Origin of the sequence: Aminobacter sp. Y103A (assembly GCF_030294925.1) — a bacterium.
GTDB lineage: Bacteria > Pseudomonadota > Alphaproteobacteria > Rhizobiales > Rhizobiaceae > Aminobacter > Aminobacter ciceronei.
In genome coordinates, this window is the sequence record NZ_AP017986.1 from 5,255,673 (window position 1) to 5,274,348 (window position 18,676).

The following is an 18,676-nucleotide window of genomic DNA, read 5'->3' on the forward strand; positions in this document are numbered from 1 at the left end:
GGTCCAATGACTGCTCGCAGTCACCTATTGACAACTCCTCGCATCAGAAAAAGAATTTTCCTATACGAAAATTCCTGAGAGGAGCTGCCAGATGGCACGAGAAGTTGAGTGGGCGCGCATGACCGCGCCGGACCTGCGCGAGATCGCCGCGCGCGGCAACGCCATGGCGATCCTGCCGGTCGGCTCACTGGAGCAGCATGGCCCGCATCTGCCTGTCATTACCGACACGGCCAGCGCCGAGGCCGCCGCCCGGCGCGGCGCGCGCCTAGTCGCCGATGAGGTGCCTCTCGCCGTGCTGCCCGGCCTCTGGCTTGGCATGAGCGAACACCATCTGCCGTTCGGCGGCACGATCAGCCTCGACTACACCGCCTATTTCCATGTGCTGAAATCGATCGTCCGGTCGCTGAAGGCTATCGGCTTTACCCGGTTGCTGATCGTCAACGGCCATGGCGGCAACATCGACCCGCTGGCGATGTCGACACGCGAGCTTGCGGTCGAGTTCGCCATGCCGATCGTCTACACCACGCCCTGGATGCTGGCGCCGGCGGAGACGGCAGCATTGTTCGAGACCGACAACGGTCCCAAGCATGCCTGCGAAGGCGAGGCGTCAGTGATGCTGGCGATCTCGCCCGACACGGTGAAACCGGACAAATTCGAGTTGGCCTTCACCAACGAGGCCGGCAAGAACGAGGCGCCGCATGGTGCCCATCGCTTCTACTCGTTCTCCGAGCGCGCGCCCAATACCGGCACATGGGGCGTTCCGGCCAAGGGCACGGCCGAGAAGGGCGAGCGCTTCCTTGATCTGCAGGCGCGCGAACTCGCCAAGCTGATCGTCGACCCGGTGCTGTGGACCAAGCCTGACGCTGTCTGGCGGCCGGGTCGCGGGCTCGACACGCGCGCCGGACGCGCCGACTGAGCAGGCAAAGCGCCCGCGCCCGGCAGGCATGAAGGACAGGCCTTGACTTAGAGTGCGCTCGAACACCTAGCATCGCGAGCGTCGTAACGAGACAAGGTTGATGATGAAGATCGGTGAGCTTGCCAGGCGCAGCGGTTTGACCGCTTACACGATCCGCTACTACGAGCAGATCGGGCTGTTGCCCGTGGCCGACAAGGACGCCTCGGGGCAACGCGACTATGACGCCTCGATCCTCACCTGGATCGAGTTCCTCGGCCGGCTCAAGTCCACCGGCATGCCGATCCGCGAGATGCTGCGTTATGCCCGGCTTCGCCAGCAGGGTGAGGCTAGCGAAGCCGAGCGTCGCCTCCTGCTGGAAAGGCACCGCGACAAGGTCCTGGCCAAAGTCGCCGATCTTCAGGCCAACCTCCTCGTTCTCGACGCCAAGATATCGGGCTACGCCGATGCAGAACAAAGGATCGAGACCAATGGACAACAACAACGAAAGCCGCTTCGAGCGCGGCACGCGCGCACTCTCTGACATCGACGGCGAAGGCGGCCGGAAGGTCGTCGATTCTCTCGCCGACATTGCCCCCGATTTCGCCCGCTACATCATCGAGTTTCCGTTCGGCGACATCTATTCACGCCCCGGCCTCGACTTGAGGTCGCGCGAGATCGCAACGATCGCCGCCCTGACCGCGCTCGGCAATGCTGCGCCGCAGCTCAAGGTGCATATCCAGGCGGGACTGAATGTCGGTTTGAGCCGCGACGAGATCGTCGAGACCATCATGCAGATGGCGGTCTATGCCGGCTTTCCGGCGGCCCTCAACGGCCTGTTCGCCGCACGCGAGGTGTTCCAGGAAAAGCACAGTCTCGCAGCATGATGTCGTACCAATGGTCTAGTGCCATGGTCGCACTTGCCAAATCGATGGAAAGACCCCACCTTCTTCAAGTGTTCAACGAACTGAAAGGAGGTGATCCGATGTCGAGTGATTTCGTTTTCCAGAACGTGGCCTCAGCGGATTGCCCTTTCGGGAAGCAGTCTTCCCGTTAAGGCGCGAGATGCGCGGCTGGTAACAGCCTGAGCCGCGCCATGGACGGAAAAACGGAAAGGCCGCCTCTTCGCAAGAAGGGCGGCCTTTTTCCTTTCGGCGCATACCGTCCTGCTATTTGGTCAGCACCAGCCGCTCGATGTTCTGAGCGATTGTCTGAAAAGCGGTATCGAGTTCCTTGCCGTTCGAGGTCTCGAAATAACGCTTCACCACACCGTCTGGCGAAGCACAGTCTTTCATGGTCTTCTTCGCAGCCGCGGTGTCGAGCTTGAAGCCGATGGTGAAAATCTCGATGCCCTTCTTGCGCATCTCTTCGCATAGCGTCTTGGCTGCGGTGCGGGTGGCGGTCTTGCCACTCGCATTGTAGGCATCCTGCCATTTGGAGGCATCCGCGTACGACAGGTTGAATTCGCCGTCGGTCATCAGGATGGCGAACTTTGCGACCTTCTCGGGATCGGCCTTCTCCGGCCGCTCCGACTTCTGAAAGACACCGGCCCAGTTCTCGGACAAGGTGTACCAGGCCCACTGAATGCCGATATGCCCGGCGGTGCCGCCATTGGCAACGAAAGCCTCGATCTCGGTCTTGAGCTTCTTGCCGTCATCGGTGAGCGGCACCACCTTCGCGCCAGGGCAGGCGGGGGTGTCGTAGTTTTCGGAATAGGCGTCGATCAGAAAATCGCGATTGACCATCGCCAAGTCAGGCCCCGCATCGGTGTACTGGTAAAACCCCTTGCGCTCGGTGGCGCAGTTGTCGGGACGCGTCGAGCTCGAAACCGCCTTCGCGTCGGTATTGGCAGGCGCTTGTTTGCGGTCCGCCTTACTACGCTCCACGAAGACAGAGCTTGACGCCAGATCGCCTGTGTTGACGGAGTTTGCGTAGGGGACCAGCGACATGCGCACGCGCGGGTCGCCTGACGGCGTCTTCTCCCCCTTCAGGAAGCTGTCGACCGCATTCTTTGCCGCCGTCTTCAGATCCTTGATCTTCTGACCGTCCATCGACTTGGTGACATCGAGCATCATCGCCACTTCGATGCGCTTGTCGGAATAGAGTGACGCCGTCGACGCCGCGACACCCTGACGGTTGGACGTGCCGAACAACGGGAAGAACACATTGACGTCGATGTAGGCCGACGCCTCCACCGTGCCGGCGAGCTTGTCGACTGTCACCTTGTTCAACACGACCTTTTCGCCCGGCGCCAGCAGACGGCCAGCATTGGCCTCGAGAAAGGCCCGGACTGTGGCGTCCGCATCCTCGAGCTTGATCTTGCCGGTCGTCAGATCGCGGGCGGTCGACGTCACCGCGGCATCAACCGCCTGCGACAGACCCGACTTCACGTTGAACAACTGCGCGGTGTTGATGCCGTAGCCGGCTGCCATGGCGAGAATGGAAATGGTGACGCCGCCAAGAATGGCAAAGTTGCCGCTGCTGTCTCCGGTGAAACGCCTTGCCGCCCGTGCCAGTGCCTGAAATTTCCGCATGTCCTGCCCCGCCGCCTGTGTGCCTCTGGCAAGGGCAAAGCAGGAAATCGGCCGCAGCCGCCCATTCAGCCGGGCACGGCGGCATCACCGCATCAAGTCATTGATTTTCATTGAGATCAGTGATCCACATGGTGAATGTGGGGTTAACCCGCTTGCAAACCGGCGGGCTTGTTTACCGCTCATTCACCATGGTGACGGCAGCACCGCTGGCGCCGCCTCACTTCGGCACACAGAGCCTGTGCCAGATCGGGTCACCTACACCAGCTGTCCCGCTTGCCGCCGCCATAAGCGCGCACCAGCCCGTCTTCGAGCATTGCCTTGGCGACCCCCTCACCGTCTCCGGTGCTGACGTCGGCAAGCACACGGCCGTAATATTTGGCGCCACCGATATTGGAGAGACTTATCGGACCCTCAGCGACAAGCCGGGCAAGGGCTGCTCGTGCCGCCAGTGCCGCGGTTCGTTCATCCACGCACCGGCTTTTCATCTCCGGTGCGTCGATGCCACGAATGCGGATGTTCACCCGCAGCGTCTGCCCGGGCCAGATCTCGGCCTCGGCCAGGAGCGTGTCGCCGTCAATCACCTCGACGACGCGCGCGCTGACCGGCCCGGCGAAATTGTCCCGCCGTTTGGCTTCTACGGGATAGGCAAGGCCGACACAAACCAGCACCGAAATAACCTTGAGCGGATTCGAATCCATTCAAGGTATTTATTCCTATGTCGTCGATTGAGCAATACGCCCGAGCGCAGGCGTTGCGAAACTACAACCTCGGCTCGCCGCTGACAGGATCGACCTTGATCTCCACCTTGGCCTTGTCGGAGGTGTAGTAGGTCACGTCGTAATAGCCTTCGCTCTCCCAATCGATCTCGGAGATGTAGTGGAACTGGTCGCGCTGCTCGATCTTGGCGATGATCTCGGACAGCTTGAGCGAATTCTGCGGCGGCACCGCCGGTTCCTTGGTCTGCGCTTGCGCGGGCACGGCACCCAGCAGCACAACAAGTGCGAGTCCCGAAATCATCCTGGTTATGGCAGCTCCTTGCACGGTCCCTTGGAGAACGACCGGCTCGCGATTTCGGTTCCATCGCAGTCGTGCAAGGAAGACCCGACCCGACCGCGTCAGAAGTCGCTGGTCAGGCCCTTGATTTCCCAGTCGCCATAGCGCCCGGGCTCCTTGCCTCCACGGCCGCCGATCTCGCGCGGCAGCTTGGCTTCTTCGGCCTTGTAGGCCTCGCGGCGCGCTTCCGCTTCGGCGAGCGCACGCTTGGCCGCCGGCGAAAGCTGCCTTGGCGCAGGCGTTTCCAGATCGGTCTGCAGCTTGGCGTCGTCCATGGGATTCCTCGGAAATGATTGAAACGCACCCTCGTCTCTCCCATCATATAGCGAAGCGCACGGCCGTGATCGACCCTGGCGCGCGCGGAAAAGGACGGAGTGAACGATGAACATGATGCGGACGGCGATGCTTCTGGCGACCATGACGGCGCTGTTCATGGGCGTCGGCTATCTGATCGGCGGCTCCGGCGGCATGACCATCGCCTTCCTGATCGCTGCAGGCATGAACCTGTTCAGCTACTGGAATTCCGACAAGTTGGTCCTGCGCATGAACAATGCCATCGAGGTCGACGAGCGCAACGCACCTGAATATTACGCCATCGTGCGTGGCCTTGCCGCCAATGCCGGCCTGCCGATGCCCAGGGTCTATCTGATCGACAGCCCGCAGCCCAACGCCTTTGCCACCGGCCGGAATCCCGAAAATGCCGCCGTCGCCGCTTCCACCGGCCTGTTGCAGCGCCTCAGCCATGAGGAAGTCGCCGCCGTGATGGCGCACGAGCTCGCCCATATCGAAAACCGCGACACGCTGATCATGACCGTTACCGCGACCCTTGCCGGCGCGATCTCGATGCTCGGCAACTTCGCCTTCTTCTTCGGTGGCAACCGCGACAACAACAATCCGCTCGGCTTCGTCGGCGTTCTGGTGGCAATGATCGTGGCGCCGTTTGCCGCCATGCTGGTGCAAATGGCGATCAGCCGGACCCGCGAATATTCGGCCGACAGGCGCGGCGCCGAGATCTGCGGCAATCCGCTCTGGCTCGCCTCGGCCCTTGACAAGATCGCCCGCAACGTCGAACGCATCCACAACCCCGAAGCCGAGCGCAATCCTGCGATGGCTCCCCTCTTCATTATCAATCCTCTATCCGGCGAGCGCATGGACAATCTTTTCTCGACCCACCCCAATACAGAAAACCGCATCGCCGCCCTGCAGGCGATGGCGAACGAGGGTGTCGGTCGTCCAGCCCAGCGTACGGCACCCCAGCCGACGGCGCAGTCCTCGGCACCTTCCGGCTCGCAGGGTCCGTGGGGCGGTCGCCCTGCCGAGCAGGCGGCGCCCGAACAGCCACGTCCGTCCGGCCCCTGGGGCCGCAATCCGACCGGGCCGAAAGGCCCGAGGTCGTGAGCGGCGGTCAGCGCGACGACAAGCGAAACCGCGCACGCTCAGGCAATGCCAAGGGCAGTCGCCCGTCCACCGTTCCCGATGTCCCCGGCATCGCTGCGCGCATGGCGGCCGCCCGCCTGCTTGCCGCGACGATCGACGCCGGGACCCCACTCGACGGCCTGACCGATCACGAACACGGCCACCCGCAGTTCCGCGCGCTCGACATGCGTGACCGCGGGTTGGTCCGCGCCATCCTGGCCACCGCGCTTCGTCATCGAGTCACCATCACCAAATTGCTGGCGCGCCGGCTGGAAAAGCCGTTGCCGGCCAACGCGACTGTTCTCACCCACATCCTTCATGTCGCGGCAGCCCAGATTCTGTTCCTCGACATTCCCGACAGCGCCGCCGTCGACCTCGCCGTCACCCACGCCAAGGCCGACCCGCGCACCGTGCGCTTCTCCGGCCTGGTCAATGGCGTGCTGCGCACCCTTGCGCGTGCCAAGGACGCCGAACTGCCCGAAATGCTGGCAACGACAAGTGACGCGCCGGACTGGTTCGTCGAGCGCTTGACGGCGGCCTACGGCCCCGAACAGACAAAGCTGATCCTCGCCGCGCATCGCATCGAGGCGCCGGTCGATTTCACCGCCAAGGCGGATCCGGCCATGTGGGCGGAGCAACTGGGCGGCACCGTGCTGCCCACCGGAACGATCCGTATCGAACGCCTCTCCGGCCCCGTCGCCGAACTCCCGGGCTTCGCCGAAGGCGCCTGGTGGGTCCAGGACGCCGCTGCCGCATTGCCGGCAAAGTTGTTCGGCGACGTCACCGGCCAGCGCGTCGCCGACCTCTGCGCTGCCCCCGGCGGCAAGACGGCACAGCTCGTGCTCACCGGCGCCAGGGTCACAGCGGTCGAAGCCTCGAAGAACCGCCTCGCCCGTCTTGCCGGCAATCTGGAGCGCCTTGGCCTCGACGCCGACAAGGTCAATGCCGACATTCTCACTTACGAGCCGGCCGAGCTGTTCGATGCCGTCCTGCTCGACGCGCCCTGCTCGTCCACCGGCACGGTGCGCCGCCATCCCGACGTGTTGTGGACCAAGTCGCCTGCCGACATCACCAAGCTCGCCGGCGTCCAGCGCGCTTTGCTCGACCGCGCCGTCAAGCTGGTGAGACCTGGCGGCAGAATTGTCTTTTCCAACTGCTCGCTTGATCCCGAGGAAGGCGAAGCGCTCGTTGCCGGCTTCCTCGCCGATCACAAGGCCAAGGTCGAACTTGACCCGATTCGGACAGGCGAGGTCGCAGGCATCGACGATTTCGTCACCGCCACCGGCTTTTTGCGCACCACGCCCGCTGGCCTCGACATCGGCAATCCCGCCATCTCCGGCCTGGATGGCTTCTTTGCAGCAAGGTTCCGACGCATCGCCTGATCAACACGGCGTTTACGAAAAATTCACCCTCGCGCCCGCCATTGAAACAACCTAATTTGTGTACGACGTGGGGTTGCGTCAGGAGGGGTATTGTCGATCGCGACGGACAACACGACGCGTCTTTGGGCTCTCGTTGCCAAGGAGTTCTGGCGTAAGACGCGCCGGCGCCTGCGCGCCGGGCCGGCCTACAGCTGGCGCTACTCCGGGCGCACGCCCGAACGCGTGCTTATCGCGCCGCCGGATCTGCGCCTGGCCGATCCCCAGATCGCGCTCGAAATCTACTATGGCCGCTTTCCGCTGTCGGGCCATCTTGTCGAGACCGGCGGCCAGTCGCCCTTCCTGATCGACGTGCCCAATCGCGGCTGGCAGCGCAGCCTGCATGGCTTCCGCTGGCTGCGCCACATGCGCGCCGCCGGCACCGAGCTGGCCGCCGCCAACGCCCGCGCCCTGGTGTCAGACTGGATCGCGCTGCATGGCAGCCGGATTTCCGGCATCGCCTGGGAACCGGCAACCACCGCCAAGCGCGTCATCGCCTGGCTGCAGCACTCCTCGGTCGTGCTGCAGGGCGCCGAGTTCGCCTTCTACCGGTCTTTCCTGCGTTCGCTGGCAATGCAGATCCGTTATCTCCGGTCGATGTCACCCGAGATGCCCGACGGCAAGGACAGGCTCCGCGCCCGTGTTGCGCTCGCCTTCGCCGCATTGTCGCTGCCGGCGCCTGTCTCGGCGCTGCGCTCGGCCACGCGCAACCTCGCCGAGGAGCTCGACCGCCAGATCCTGCCCGACGGCGGGCACATCTCGCGCAATCCGATGGCGGTTCTCGAAATTCTCGCCGACCTTTTGCCGCTGCGCCACACCTACGCCAACCAGGCCGAGCAGCCGCCGCTGGCGCTGATCAATGCCGTCGAGCGCATGCTGCCGGCACTGCGCTTCTTCCGCCACCAGGACGGCAGCCTCGCCCGCTTCAACGGCATGGGCGCCACCATCCATGACCGCATCGTGGCGATCCTGCGCCATGACGACACCGCCGGCTCGCCGCCGCTGCACGCCACCCATTCCGGCTACGAGCGCCTCGCCATGGGCGGCACGACGGTGATTGCCGACACCGGCACGGCACCGCCGATCGACGTGTCAAACCAGGCCCATGCCGGTTGCCTTGCCTTCGAGATGTCGTCGGGCCGCCAGCACTACATCGTCAACGCCGGCATCGACACCTATGGCGCAGCCGATCTCAGGCCGCTGGCGCGGGCCACCGCGGCTCACTCCACCGTCACCATCAACGACACCTCGTCGGCCAGCTTCGCCCATTCGCAACGCGTCAGCGGCGTGCTCGGCAGCCCGCTTTTTGGCGGACCGAAATCGGTGCCGACCCAGCGCTTGGACAAACCCGGCATCCATGGCTTCGTCGCCCGCCATGACGGCTACGCCCAGCGCTTCGGCCTCCATCACGAGCGCGAGCTGAGCCTGTCGGCCGGCGGCAGCATCCTGTCGGGCTGCGACCGCATCCTTCGTGCAGGCAAGACGCCGATCAAGAATGATGGACGCGATCTCGTCACCATCCGCTTCCACGTCCATCCCGACGTCCAGCTGTTCCGTGACCAGAAGGAGCGACTGGTGTTGACCGGGCCTGATATCGACACCTGGGTCTTCACCTCGCCTGATGTTGGGTCCGAGGTCGAGGAATCGATCTATTTCGCTGGTCTCGGCGGTCCCCGCCGCTCCCGCCAGATCGTGCTGTCGTTCAAGGCTTCGGAAATCTCCGAGGTGCATTGGCAGTTCTCGCGCACGCGCATCATCAGCCGCCTCGACGGCTAGAGCCGTCCAGGATTGCGGAGGCACCTTGAGCGCCTGATCGGCATCACCTCGGGAAATAGGCCGCATGCGCCGCTGCGCGCCTTGATTTCCGGGCCTCATGTGCTAGGCCGCCCGCAAGCAAAGTTTCCGCTCCCAACTTTGAAGGGCCCGCCACCCATGGCCGTCGTTTCCAAGAAGATCCCCGCACCCGACCTCGTGCCGATCCGGCGCGCTTTGCTGTCGGTCTCCGACAAGACCGGGCTGATCGAATTTGCCAAGTGCCTGACCAATGTCGGTGTCGAACTGGTCTCCACCGGCGGCACCGCCAAGAGTATTTCGGCCGAGGGCATCGCCGTCCGCGACGTTTCCGAACTCACCAAGTTCCCCGAGATCATGGACGGCCGCGTCAAGACGCTGCATCCGTCGGTGCATGGCGCATTGCTCGGCGTCCGCGACGACCCCGAGCACGTCGCTGCCATGGCCGAGCACGGCATCGAGCCGATCGACCTCGTGGTGGTCAATCTCTATCCCTTCGAGGAGGTCCGCGATTCCGGCGCTCACTACGCCTCGATCGTCGAGAACATCGACATTGGCGGCCCGGCCATGGTCCGCGCCTCGGCCAAGAACCACGCCTATGTCGCCATCGTCACCGACCCGGCCGACTACAAGGACGTGCTCGATTCGATCGTCGCCAACAATGGCTGCCTGACCTACGAGTTCCGCAAGAAGCTCGCCGCCAAGGCCTTTGCCCGCACCGCCGCCTATGACGCGGCGATCTCGGGCTGGTTTGCCGAGGCGCTCGAGATCGAGACGCCCGACTGGCGCGCTTTCGGCGGCAAGCTGCAGAGCGTCATGCGCTATGGCGAGAACCCGCATCAATCGGCCGGCTTCTACCTGACCGGCGACAAGCGTCCCGGAGTCGCCACCGCGACCCAGCTCCAGGGCAAGCAGCTGTCCTACAACAACATCAACGATACCGACGCAGCCTTCGAGCTGGCCGGCGAGTTCGACCCTGTCCGCACGGCCGCCGTCGCCATCATCAAGCACGCCAATCCGTGCGGTGTCGCCGAGGGTGCAACGCTGACCGAGGCCTATGCCCGGGCGCTCGCCTGTGACCCCGTCTCGGCTTTCGGCGGCATCGTTGCGCTCAACCGCATTCTCGACGCCGAGGCGGCCGAGGAGATCGTCAAGATCTTCACCGAAGTCATCATTGCGCCGGAGGCTACGCCGGAGGCCCAGGCCATCGTCGCTGCCAAGAAGAACCTGCGGCTGCTGGTGACAGGCGGCCTGCCCGATCCGGATCGCGCCGGCCTTTCGGTCAAGTCGGTCGCCGGCGGCCTGCTTGTCCAATCGCGCGACAACGCCGTCGTCGATACGCTCGACCTCAATGTCGTGACCAGGCGCCAACCGACCCAACGCGAGATCGAAGACCTGAAATTCGCCTTCCGTGTCGCCAAGCACGTCAAGTCGAACGCCATCGTCTACGCAAAGGATCTTGCCACGGTGGGTATCGGCGCCGGCCAGATGAGCCGGGTCGATTCATCGCGCATCGCCGCCCGCAAGGCGCTGGATGCCGCGGAAGCCGCCGGCCTCGCCGAACCGCTGACCAAGGGGTCGGTGGTTGCCTCCGATGCCTTCTTCCCCTTCGCCGACGGTCTGCTGTCTGCCGTCGAGGCGGGCGCCACCGCTGTCATCCAGCCGGGCGGCTCGATGCGCGACGACGACGTCATCGCCGCGGCAGATGCCCATGGTATCGCCATGATCTTCACCGGCGTGAGACACTTCAGGCACTGAGGGGGAGATACCTTCTCCTGTTGCGGGAGAAGGTAGTGAGCGGAGCAAAGCCGGACGAGGGGTTCTGGACGGAGTGAGGTGTTGCCAGAAAAGCGGCGAGCGCCGAAACCTTGAGACGCACCGCCTCGTCCAGCACCGCTATCCGTCGTCTTCGGTGACAGCTTCTCCCACAGGAGGAAGATAATATCCGCTATTTCACCTCGTCAGCCGGATAGGGCGTGCGCAACAGCACTGCCAGCCCGACGACGAAGAATATGATGATCATCGCCATGCCAAGCCGTGGCGAGCCGCTCAGGGCGGTGACTGTCGCGACCACGAACGGCGCGACGAAGCTGGTCGCCCGGCCCGACAGCGCATACAGACCGAAATAGCGCCCTGCCTCATCGGCCGAGACACTGCGCGCCATATAGGAGCGCGACGACGCCTGCACCGGGCCGAAGGCAATGCCGACCAGCAGGCCGAAGGCAATGTAGGCCTTCTCGGCGGGCGTGCCGAACAGCCCGTTGGTATCGGCACCAGGCATCTGCCACAGGCCGAACAGCGTGTAGCCCGGTCCGGTGGAGACGATGCCGATGGTGGCGATCGTCAGCAGCACCAGCGAAAACACCACCACGACCTTGGAACCGAAGCTGGTGTCGAGACGGCTGGCAACCAGGCAGCCAAAGATGGCGACGACATTGAGAATGATGCCGTAGATTCCGATTTCAGTGATTGTCCAACCGAACATCGCAGCCGCGAACGCGCCACCAAGACCGAGCAAGGCGTTGACGCCGTCCTGGTAAATCATGCGGGCGACGAGGAAACGGAAGATGCCGGTGCGCTGGCGCACCTCGCCGATCGTCGACTTGAGCTCGGAAAGCCCCAGCCGCACGGCCGGCCGGATGGCGATGCCCTTGCCGCTGTCGGGCGTAAAGAAAAACATCGGCAGGATGAAGACGAGGTACCACAATGCTGAAATCGGGCCTGTGGCGCGAGCATCCTCGCCTGCCACCGGGTCCAGCCCGAACAGCGGGGCCGACCCGATGATGGTCTTGCCGCTCTCGGGCGACGCAGCCAAGAAACCGACGACGAAGATCAGCACGATCATGCCGCCGAGATAACCAAGGCCCCAGGCAATGTTGGAAATCTTGCCGATCTCCTCCTTCGAAACAAGGCGAGGCATCATCGAATCGTTGAAGACGATCGAGAACTCCGCCGCCACCGAAGCGAGCGAAAACAGCAGGACGATCGGCACCAGCGGCGATCCGGGCTCGGCATACCAGAGCAGGCACAGGCTGATGATCTTGATCGCGGCAAAGAATGCGATCCATGGCTTGCGCGGGCCGGTCTGGTCGGCGATCGAGCCAAGCACCGGCGACAGGATGGCGATGACAAAACCGGCTGCAGCAATGCCGTAACCCCAGGCTGCCTGGCCCATGGCCGGATCGGTCGCCATGCGCGAGACGAAATAGGGACCGAAGATGAAGGTGGTGACCACGGTGAAGAACGGCTGCGCCGCCCAGTCGAAGAACATCCATCCCCAGACGCCACGCCGAGGCGTGCGTTGAACCACCATCGTGTCAGCCATCATCCCTCCGCGCGCGCCGCATCAGCGCGTTGTCTGGAGCTATAGCGTAGTTCGCTTGCGTGGTCCTTGAGGAAAATGCCTGCCACGGTTGCCGTGGCAGGCGCCGTTGCAAGGGCTCAGCGTCCCGACAGGTCGCTCATCAGCCCGGCCGCCACCGTCAGGCGCGACACGGTGATGTCGCCACCCTCCGTCAGGGCCTGCAGCCTGTCGCGGGTACGGTTGGTCCTGTCGCCGCCGGCGTCGAGCCATGCAGCGACCGGATCGGCAGCCTTGCCGAAACCGGTCAATGCCGCAACCGCGATGCCGCGTCGCGCCGCACCGATGGTGTCGGATGCACGCGACAGCGCCAGCCCCTCATAATAGTCGGAGGTGGCGATCGCATGCGTTGCATCCTCGATCCGCGGAATGCGGAACGCCTCGCTGACGCCGAAGAACGCCTTCGCCGCTGCCAGGATGTCGGCCTTGGCGGTCTTGGCCACCAGGGCGATGTCGGGCACCAGTTCGCCTGCCTCGAGCAGCGACAGCCGCTCGGCCAGTTTCTCCGGCGCACCGGCGGCGGCAAAGCCAGCCTTGCGGTTTTCGATGCGCTCGCGGGTGAAGGCAGGCAGCATGCCTGAGAACTTCGGCTCCAGTGCTGCGCGTGCTTCCTGCAGCTCGGCGATGCGGCTCGCCAATGGCGCGTCGCTGTGCTCGTTGCGCAGATACCAGCCGCTGGTACCGAAGATCAGCCGGCTGACCGCCTGATACAGGTCGAGCTGCAGCGTGCCGTCGACGACATTGTCGAGCGCGTCGATCTCGCGATAGAGCGCCGGCAGAGCAAAGCCATCGCGCACGACGGCAAAAGCCCGCACCACATCGGCCGCCGAACGGCCGCTGGCCTCCTGCAGCCGGTTGACGAAGGATGGCCCACCACGATTGACGAGATCGTTGGCGACGACACGCGCGATGATCTCGCGGCGCAGCCGGTGACCACCGATCTCGGCGGCATATTTCTTGGCCATGCGCTCGGGGAAGTAGCCGAGCAGATCACGTTCGAAATGGGCTTCGTCGGGCACGTCGCTGGCGACGATGTCGGAGAACAGCACGATCTTGGCATAGGCGAGCAGCACGCCAAGCTCGGCCCGGGTCAGCGGCTCGCCACGCGTCTGGCGTTCGGCCAGAGCAGGCGGCCATGGCAGGTTCTCGACGGCGCGGTCGAGCAGTCCGCGCGCCTCGAGCGCGCTCATGAAGCGGCCCTGATGCGCGATGTCCTGAATACCGCGCTTGGCCGCAACCGACAGCGCCAGCGTCTGCTCGTAGTTGTTGGCCAGCACCAGCCCGGCAACCTCCTCGGTCATTTCGGCGAGGAACTTGTTGCGCGCCGGCCGCTGCAGCGTGCCCTTGCGCATCGCCGAAGCCAGCGCGATCTTGATGTTGACCTCGACGTCGGACGAATTGACGCCGCCCGAATTGTCGATGGCGTCCGAGTTGCAGCGCCCGCCCTTGAGGCCGAACTCGATGCGCGCCCGTTGGGTTGCGCCGAGATTGGCACCCTCGCCGATCACCTTGACCCTGAGGTCGGTGGCGGTGACGCGGATCGCGTCGTTGGCGCGGTCACCGACTTCCTGGTTGGTTTCGCCGGTCGCCCTGACATAGGTGCCGATGCCGCCGAACCACAACAGGTCGACCTGCGCCCGCAGGATGGCGTTCATGATCTCGGTCGGCGATGCGGTCGTCTTGGCGAGCCCGATCGCCGTTGCCGCCGCATGCGGCAGCGTCACCGACTTCTGGGCGCGCGAAACGATCACGCCGCCTGCCGACAGCTTGGACTTGTCATAGTCCTGCCAGCTCGAACGCGGCAGGTCGAACATCCGCTTGCGCTCGGCAAAGGACGCGGCCATATCGGGCTCGGGATCGATGAAGATGTCGCGGTGGTCGAAGGCGGCGATCAGCTTCGTTTGCTCGGACAACAGCATGCCGTTGCCGAAGACGTCGCCCGACATGTCGCCGACGCCGACGACGGTGAACGGCGTCGTCTGGATGTCGCGGTTCATCTCACGGAAGTGCCGTTTGACCGCTTCCCAGGCGCCACGCGCCGTGATGCCCATCTTCTTGTGGTCGTAGCCCGCCGAGCCGCCCGAGGCGAAGGCGTCGTCGAGCCAGAAGCCGTGCTTCTCGCTGATGCCGTTGGCCGTGTCGGAGAAGGTCGCCGTGCCCTTGTCGGCGGCAACGACGAAATAGGGATCGTCGATATCGCGGCGGACAACACCCACCGGCGGCACCACCTTGTCGCCGTCGAGATTGTCGGTGATCGACAGCAGGCTGGAGACGAAATTGACGTAAGCAGCCTTGCCGGCCTCGAACACCGCGTCGCGGCTGCCGCCCACGGGCAGGCGCTTGGGGAAGAAGCCGCCCTTGGCGCCGACAGGCACGATGACGGCATTCTTGACCTGCTGCGCCTTGACCAGGCCAAGCACCTCGGTGCGATAGTCCTGGGCACGGTCAGACCAGCGCAGGCCGCCGCGCGCCACCGCGCCGAAGCGCAGATGCAGCCCCTCGACCTCCGAACCATAAACGAAGATCTCGCGCCACGGCCGCGGCTCTGCCAGGCCTTCGACGCTGCGCGAGTCGAGCTTGATCGCCAGCGATTGGCCACGCTCCTTCTTACCCGCCACGAAGTGGTTGGTCCTGAGCGACGCCTCGATCAGGTTGACGTAGCGCCGGATGATGGTGTCGTCGTCAATATTGGGGACCGCCTCGAGCGCGTCCTTGATCTTGGCCTTGAGGTGCTTGGCGGTGACCAGGCCGTCCTGTTCCTGTGCCGGATCGAGCCGGGCGAGGAAAAGCGCGTGCAGGCCGCGCGCGATATCGGGATAGCGGTTCAGCGCTGCCGCGATGAAATCCTGGCTCTGCGGAATGCCGGCCTGCTGCAGGTAGCGGCCATAGGCACGCAGGATAAGAATCTCGTTGGAGCCGAGACCTGCCGTCTGCGCCAGCGCGTTGTAGCCGTCATTGTCGGCGTCGCCGTTCCAGACCGACAGGAACACCTCTTCGAACAGCGCGCCACTGTCGGCGAGGTCGATCGGCTGGCCGTAGGCGTTCTCCAGCTCCATGTCATGGATGAAGATCTGGTCTTCGCCCTTCTCGCCCAGTTCGAATGTGCGCTCGCTGATGACGCGGAAGCCCATGTTCTCGAGCAGCGGCACGCGCCGCGACAGCGCCACCGGCGCGCCGTGGTGATAGATCTTCAGCGAGGCCTGTGCGGGCGCCTGGCCGGTATCGCGATAGCAGTCGATGACGATCGGGTTGGATGCGCCGATCGAGGCGATGCGCTCGGCATCGACAAGGGCTGCCGCCGGCGAGAAGCTGTTCTGGTAGTCCTGCGGGAAGTGGCTGGCGAGCCTGACGAAAGATGCGGATGAGCCGGCCTCGGCTGAGGCCTCGCGCAAGCCGTCATCCCAGGTCCGCACCATATCGCGGATTGCCGCCTCGATGGCCGTCTGCTCGACCTTGGGCGTCTTGCCGCCGGAGCGGCCGATGATGAAATGGACACGCGCCAGCCCGCCCTCGGGGAAAGCCGGGTAATAGGCCGACAGGCGGCCTTCGAACACGGTCTTGAGATAGGCGCCGATCTTCTCGCGCACCACCGAATCGTAGCGGTCGCGCGGCACGAAGACGAGGATCGAGACAAAGCGATCGAACTGGTCGACACGCACCAGCGCACGCACGCGCGGCCGTTCGATCAGGCCGAGGATGGCCTCGGAATGCTTGCGCAACGTCGGCACGGCGACCTGGAACAGCTCGTCGCGCGGATAGGATTCAAGCACGTTGATCAGCGCCTTGCCGGAATGGTCGGCAGGGTCGAAGCCCGACTTCTGCACCACGGTTTCGGCCTTGGAGCGCAGATAGGGAATCTTCATCACCGAGCGCGTGTAGGCGGTCGAGGTGAACAGGCCGACGATGCGCAGTTCGCCCGACAGCTGCCCCTTGGCGTCGTAGGTCTTGATGCCGATGTAGTCGAGATAGGCGCGGCGGTGCACCGCCGACTTGGCATTGGCCTTGGTGACGATCAGCGGATCCGGGCCATGCAGAAAGGCGCGGATTTCGGGTGTCGTCGACGTCGCGTCGATGGTGTCACGGCGCAGCACCAGAACGTCGGGGTCGGCGAGGATGCCGAGGCCCGGCTTGTCGGAGCGTTCCAGTACGCCACTCTTTTCGCCGCCCGAATATTTGAATTCGCGCATGCCGAGGAAGGTGAAATTGTCGTCGCGCAGCCATTCGAGGAAGGCGATCGCCTCGGTCACCGCGTTCTTGTCGAGCGGGATCGGCGCATAGCGGAATTCCGAGATCGCCTGGTCGAGCCTGGCCAGCATCGGCTTCCAGTCGGTGACGGCGGCGCGCACCTGCCCAAGCAGCTTCTTCAGCCGCTCGCGCAACGCTTCTGCGGCTTCCTTGCCAAGCGGCGGAATGTGGACGTGAATGACGCTGACCTTGTCGGCCGCCTCCTCGCCCTTGTGGCCGCCATCGCTCAGGATCTCGTCGACGCCGGTGCGGCCATGGCGCACGTGGATGACCGGGTGGGTGACAAGCACCGGCTCGCCGGCGGCTTCGGTGATCTCGCCGAGCACCGAATCGAACAGGAACGGCATGTTGTCGTTGACGACGGTGACAACAGTGACCGGCCGGTCATGACGGACGACGCTGCCGTCGGTCTCGATGTCGATGACCGAAGAACCTTTGCGGTGCTTGAGCACGGCCTGCTCGGCGAGCTGTGCTGCGCGCTCCAGCATGCCCGGCTCGTAATCGGCCACGTCCTCGGCCGGCGCTCGGGCGAGCAGCAATTCGTGCAGCTGGGGAGGTCTGTTGGAGGATTTGGAGGCGGATGCAGTCTTGGCGGATTTCGCCTTAGACTTCACAGATGCGGCCATGACGCTAGTTTCTCCCGTCCCGTCACATGCTTTTGCGACTATCGTAGCAGATGGCCTGCCTTTAGCGACAAAGGTTTGACGGAAGGTAGGCAAAAACGCCTATCGGGCAGGCAGAAATTGCCTGCAAAATAGGCTGACGCAGCGTCCCCAAGGCTCGCTGCGTACCTGGCCTGACAAAACTTTGGCCTTTTACCTCGCGGCAATCGCCGCGGCCGCACCCGCCATGGTCGTGGCACTCACCCGATTCGCAATCTGCATCGCCCGCTTGCTCCGCAAAAGCTTGCGCGCCTGTGCTGCTGCGAACACCCAGGCGAGGTCGATGGCGATCAACACCGCCGCCATCGTCAGCGTCAGTTCCAGCCAGCCGACGACGCTCACCGAAGCCAGGTCGATGATCGTCGGCAACAGCGCCAGATAGAACATCATGATCTTGGGATTGCCGAGCGTCACGGCCATGCCGGCAGCGAAAAGCTTGAGCGGAGAATCCTGGCTCGGCATCTCGCCTTCGCGCGTGTCGACGGGGGCCGTCCACATTTTCCAGGCGAGGTAGACGAGATAGGCGACGCCAGCCCACTTCACCACGACGAAGGCCATGTGAAAGGACTGCGCCACGAAGGCGAGGCCAAACACCGCCAGCGAAAGCCAGATCGCCTCGCCGATCCACATCGCCGCCAGGAACGGCAACACGTCACGAAAGCCCTTCGAGATGACCCGTGCCACCAGTGCTGCAATGGAAGGCCCGGGCGAACCGGCGGCAACAAGCAGAGCACCGGCAAAGATCAGAAGCGAAGTCGGTTCCATCGTCATCCCCGAATGGCTGGTCGCGGAACCTTACGGCATGCGCCGCAACTTGCAACCGCCAGACGAACCAGGCGCCTATGCCATCAACTTTGCGAGATCGGACAGGAAAGCAGGTTGTCCAGGACAGCCTACAGGCAAATGAATAGCTCGCGCGCCGGCACGATGTCGGGTGGCCGGCACCTCGGCACGCCACGGAGGAGATGTCATGGCCAAGTTTCTCTTCGTCTATCACGGCGGCGCCATGCCGCAATCGGAGGAAGAAGGCGCCAAGGTGATGAAGGCCTGGATGGACTGGTTTGCCGGCTTGGGCGCTGCCGTCGTCGATGGCGGCAATCCGGTCGGCAAGTCTCAGACGGTTGCCGCCAACGGCGCTGTTACCAATGACGGCGGCGCCAATCCGGTCAGCGGCTATTCGGTGTTCGACGCCAAGGATCCCGCCGACGCCGCGCGCATCGCCAAGGGCTGCCCTATCCTCCACGCCGGTGGTTCGGTGGAAGTCGCACCCATCATCGAGATGTAGTCGGGGTCGCACCCACGCC

15 protein-coding genes are annotated in these 18,676 nt (G+C 64.2%); 8 read left to right on the plus strand and 7 right to left on the minus strand.

All coding sequences use genetic code 11. The features are described 5' to 3' along the window. Positions 1–91 precede the first annotated feature (91 nt). From Amn_RS25795 to Amn_RS25805, 3 genes are all read left to right on the plus strand, one after another. Complete coding sequence (locus Amn_RS25795; RefSeq protein ID WP_182576180.1) at positions 92–916, plus strand: creatininase family protein; 825 nt, start codon at positions 92–94, stop codon at positions 914–916. 103 nt (positions 917–1,019) lie between these two features. Further along, positions 1,020–1,436, plus strand: coding sequence for a MerR family transcriptional regulator (locus Amn_RS25800; protein WP_286298175.1), 417 nt, complete (start codon positions 1,020–1,022; stop codon positions 1,434–1,436). Continuing rightward, complete coding sequence (locus tag Amn_RS25805; RefSeq protein WP_185910293.1) at positions 1,384–1,779, plus strand: carboxymuconolactone decarboxylase family protein; 396 nt, start codon at positions 1,384–1,386, stop codon at positions 1,777–1,779. The genes Amn_RS25800 and Amn_RS25805 overlap by 53 nt, the downstream gene beginning before the upstream one ends. A 282-nt stretch (positions 1,780–2,061) precedes the next feature. Here Amn_RS25805 and Amn_RS25810 read toward each other — a convergent pair whose 3' ends face one another. The 4 genes from Amn_RS25810 to Amn_RS25825 form a co-directional block, all read right to left on the minus strand. Further along, positions 2,062–3,426, minus strand: coding sequence for a pilus assembly protein (locus tag Amn_RS25810; protein ID WP_286293687.1), 1,365 nt, complete (start codon positions 3,424–3,426; stop codon positions 2,062–2,064). A 251-nt stretch (positions 3,427–3,677) separates the two neighbouring features. Continuing rightward, positions 3,678–4,124, minus strand: a complete 447-nt coding sequence (locus Amn_RS25815; RefSeq protein ID WP_286293690.1) for a thermonuclease family protein — start codon at positions 4,122–4,124, stop codon at positions 3,678–3,680. A gap of 61 nt (positions 4,125–4,185) precedes the next feature. Then, positions 4,186–4,443 carry a PepSY domain-containing protein gene (locus tag Amn_RS25820; RefSeq protein WP_286293692.1) on the minus strand — a complete coding sequence of 86 codons (258 nt, stop codon included), beginning with the start codon at positions 4,441–4,443 and terminating at the stop codon, positions 4,186–4,188. A 98-nt stretch (positions 4,444–4,541) separates the two neighbouring features. Then, positions 4,542–4,754 carry a DUF1674 domain-containing protein gene (locus tag Amn_RS25825; protein WP_067956515.1) on the minus strand — a complete coding sequence of 71 codons (213 nt, stop codon included), beginning with the start codon at positions 4,752–4,754 and terminating at the stop codon, positions 4,542–4,544. Positions 4,755–4,860: 106 nt separating this feature from the next. Here Amn_RS25825 and htpX point away from each other — a divergent pair, with 106 nt between their 5' ends. The 4 genes from htpX to purH all read left to right on the plus strand — a co-directional run bounded on the left by htpX (position 4,861) and on the right by purH (position 10,862). Next, entirely contained in the window at positions 4,861–5,877 is a 1,017-nt protein-coding gene (htpX, locus tag Amn_RS25830) for a zinc metalloprotease HtpX (protein WP_182576182.1), read from the plus strand. Continuing rightward, the gene (locus Amn_RS25835) at positions 5,874–7,277 is read left to right on the plus strand and encodes an RsmB/NOP family class I SAM-dependent RNA methyltransferase (protein WP_286293696.1); all 1,404 of its coding nucleotides are present in this window, start codon (positions 5,874–5,876) and stop codon (positions 7,275–7,277) included. Before htpX ends, Amn_RS25835 begins: the two co-directional genes overlap by 4 nt. 90 nt (positions 7,278–7,367) lie before the next feature. Beyond that, positions 7,368–9,089, plus strand: coding sequence for a heparinase II/III family protein (locus Amn_RS25840; protein ID WP_067956511.1), 1,722 nt, complete (start codon positions 7,368–7,370; stop codon positions 9,087–9,089). 156 nt (positions 9,090–9,245) lie between these two features. Beyond that, the gene (gene purH, locus Amn_RS25845) at positions 9,246–10,862 is read left to right on the plus strand and encodes a bifunctional phosphoribosylaminoimidazolecarboxamide formyltransferase/IMP cyclohydrolase (RefSeq protein ID WP_067956508.1); all 1,617 of its coding nucleotides are present in this window, start codon (positions 9,246–9,248) and stop codon (positions 10,860–10,862) included. A 190-nt stretch (positions 10,863–11,052) separates the two neighbouring features. On the opposite strand, the gene Amn_RS25850 is transcribed toward purH, so the two are convergent. The 3 genes from Amn_RS25850 to Amn_RS25860 all read right to left on the minus strand — a co-directional run bounded on the left by Amn_RS25850 (position 11,053) and on the right by Amn_RS25860 (position 18,137). Then, positions 11,053–12,429 (minus strand): MFS transporter, encoded by a 1,377-nt coding sequence (locus Amn_RS25850; protein WP_376775259.1) that lies wholly within the window; start codon positions 12,427–12,429, stop codon positions 11,053–11,055. A 116-nt stretch (positions 12,430–12,545) separates the two neighbouring features. Then, on the minus strand, positions 12,546–17,336 hold the full coding sequence (locus tag Amn_RS25855) for an NAD-glutamate dehydrogenase (RefSeq protein ID WP_067956504.1): 4,791 nt from the start codon (positions 17,334–17,336) through the stop codon (positions 12,546–12,548). Positions 17,337–17,525: 189 nt separating this feature from the next. Continuing rightward, positions 17,526–18,137, minus strand: coding sequence for a LysE family translocator (locus tag Amn_RS25860; protein ID WP_067966014.1), 612 nt, complete (start codon positions 18,135–18,137; stop codon positions 17,526–17,528). 205 nt (positions 18,138–18,342) lie between these two features. Here Amn_RS25860 and Amn_RS25865 point away from each other — a divergent pair, with 205 nt between their 5' ends. Continuing rightward, the gene (locus tag Amn_RS25865) at positions 18,343–18,657 is read left to right on the plus strand and encodes a YciI family protein (protein WP_067956501.1); all 315 of its coding nucleotides are present in this window, start codon (positions 18,343–18,345) and stop codon (positions 18,655–18,657) included. Positions 18,658–18,676: the final 19 nt, after the last annotated feature.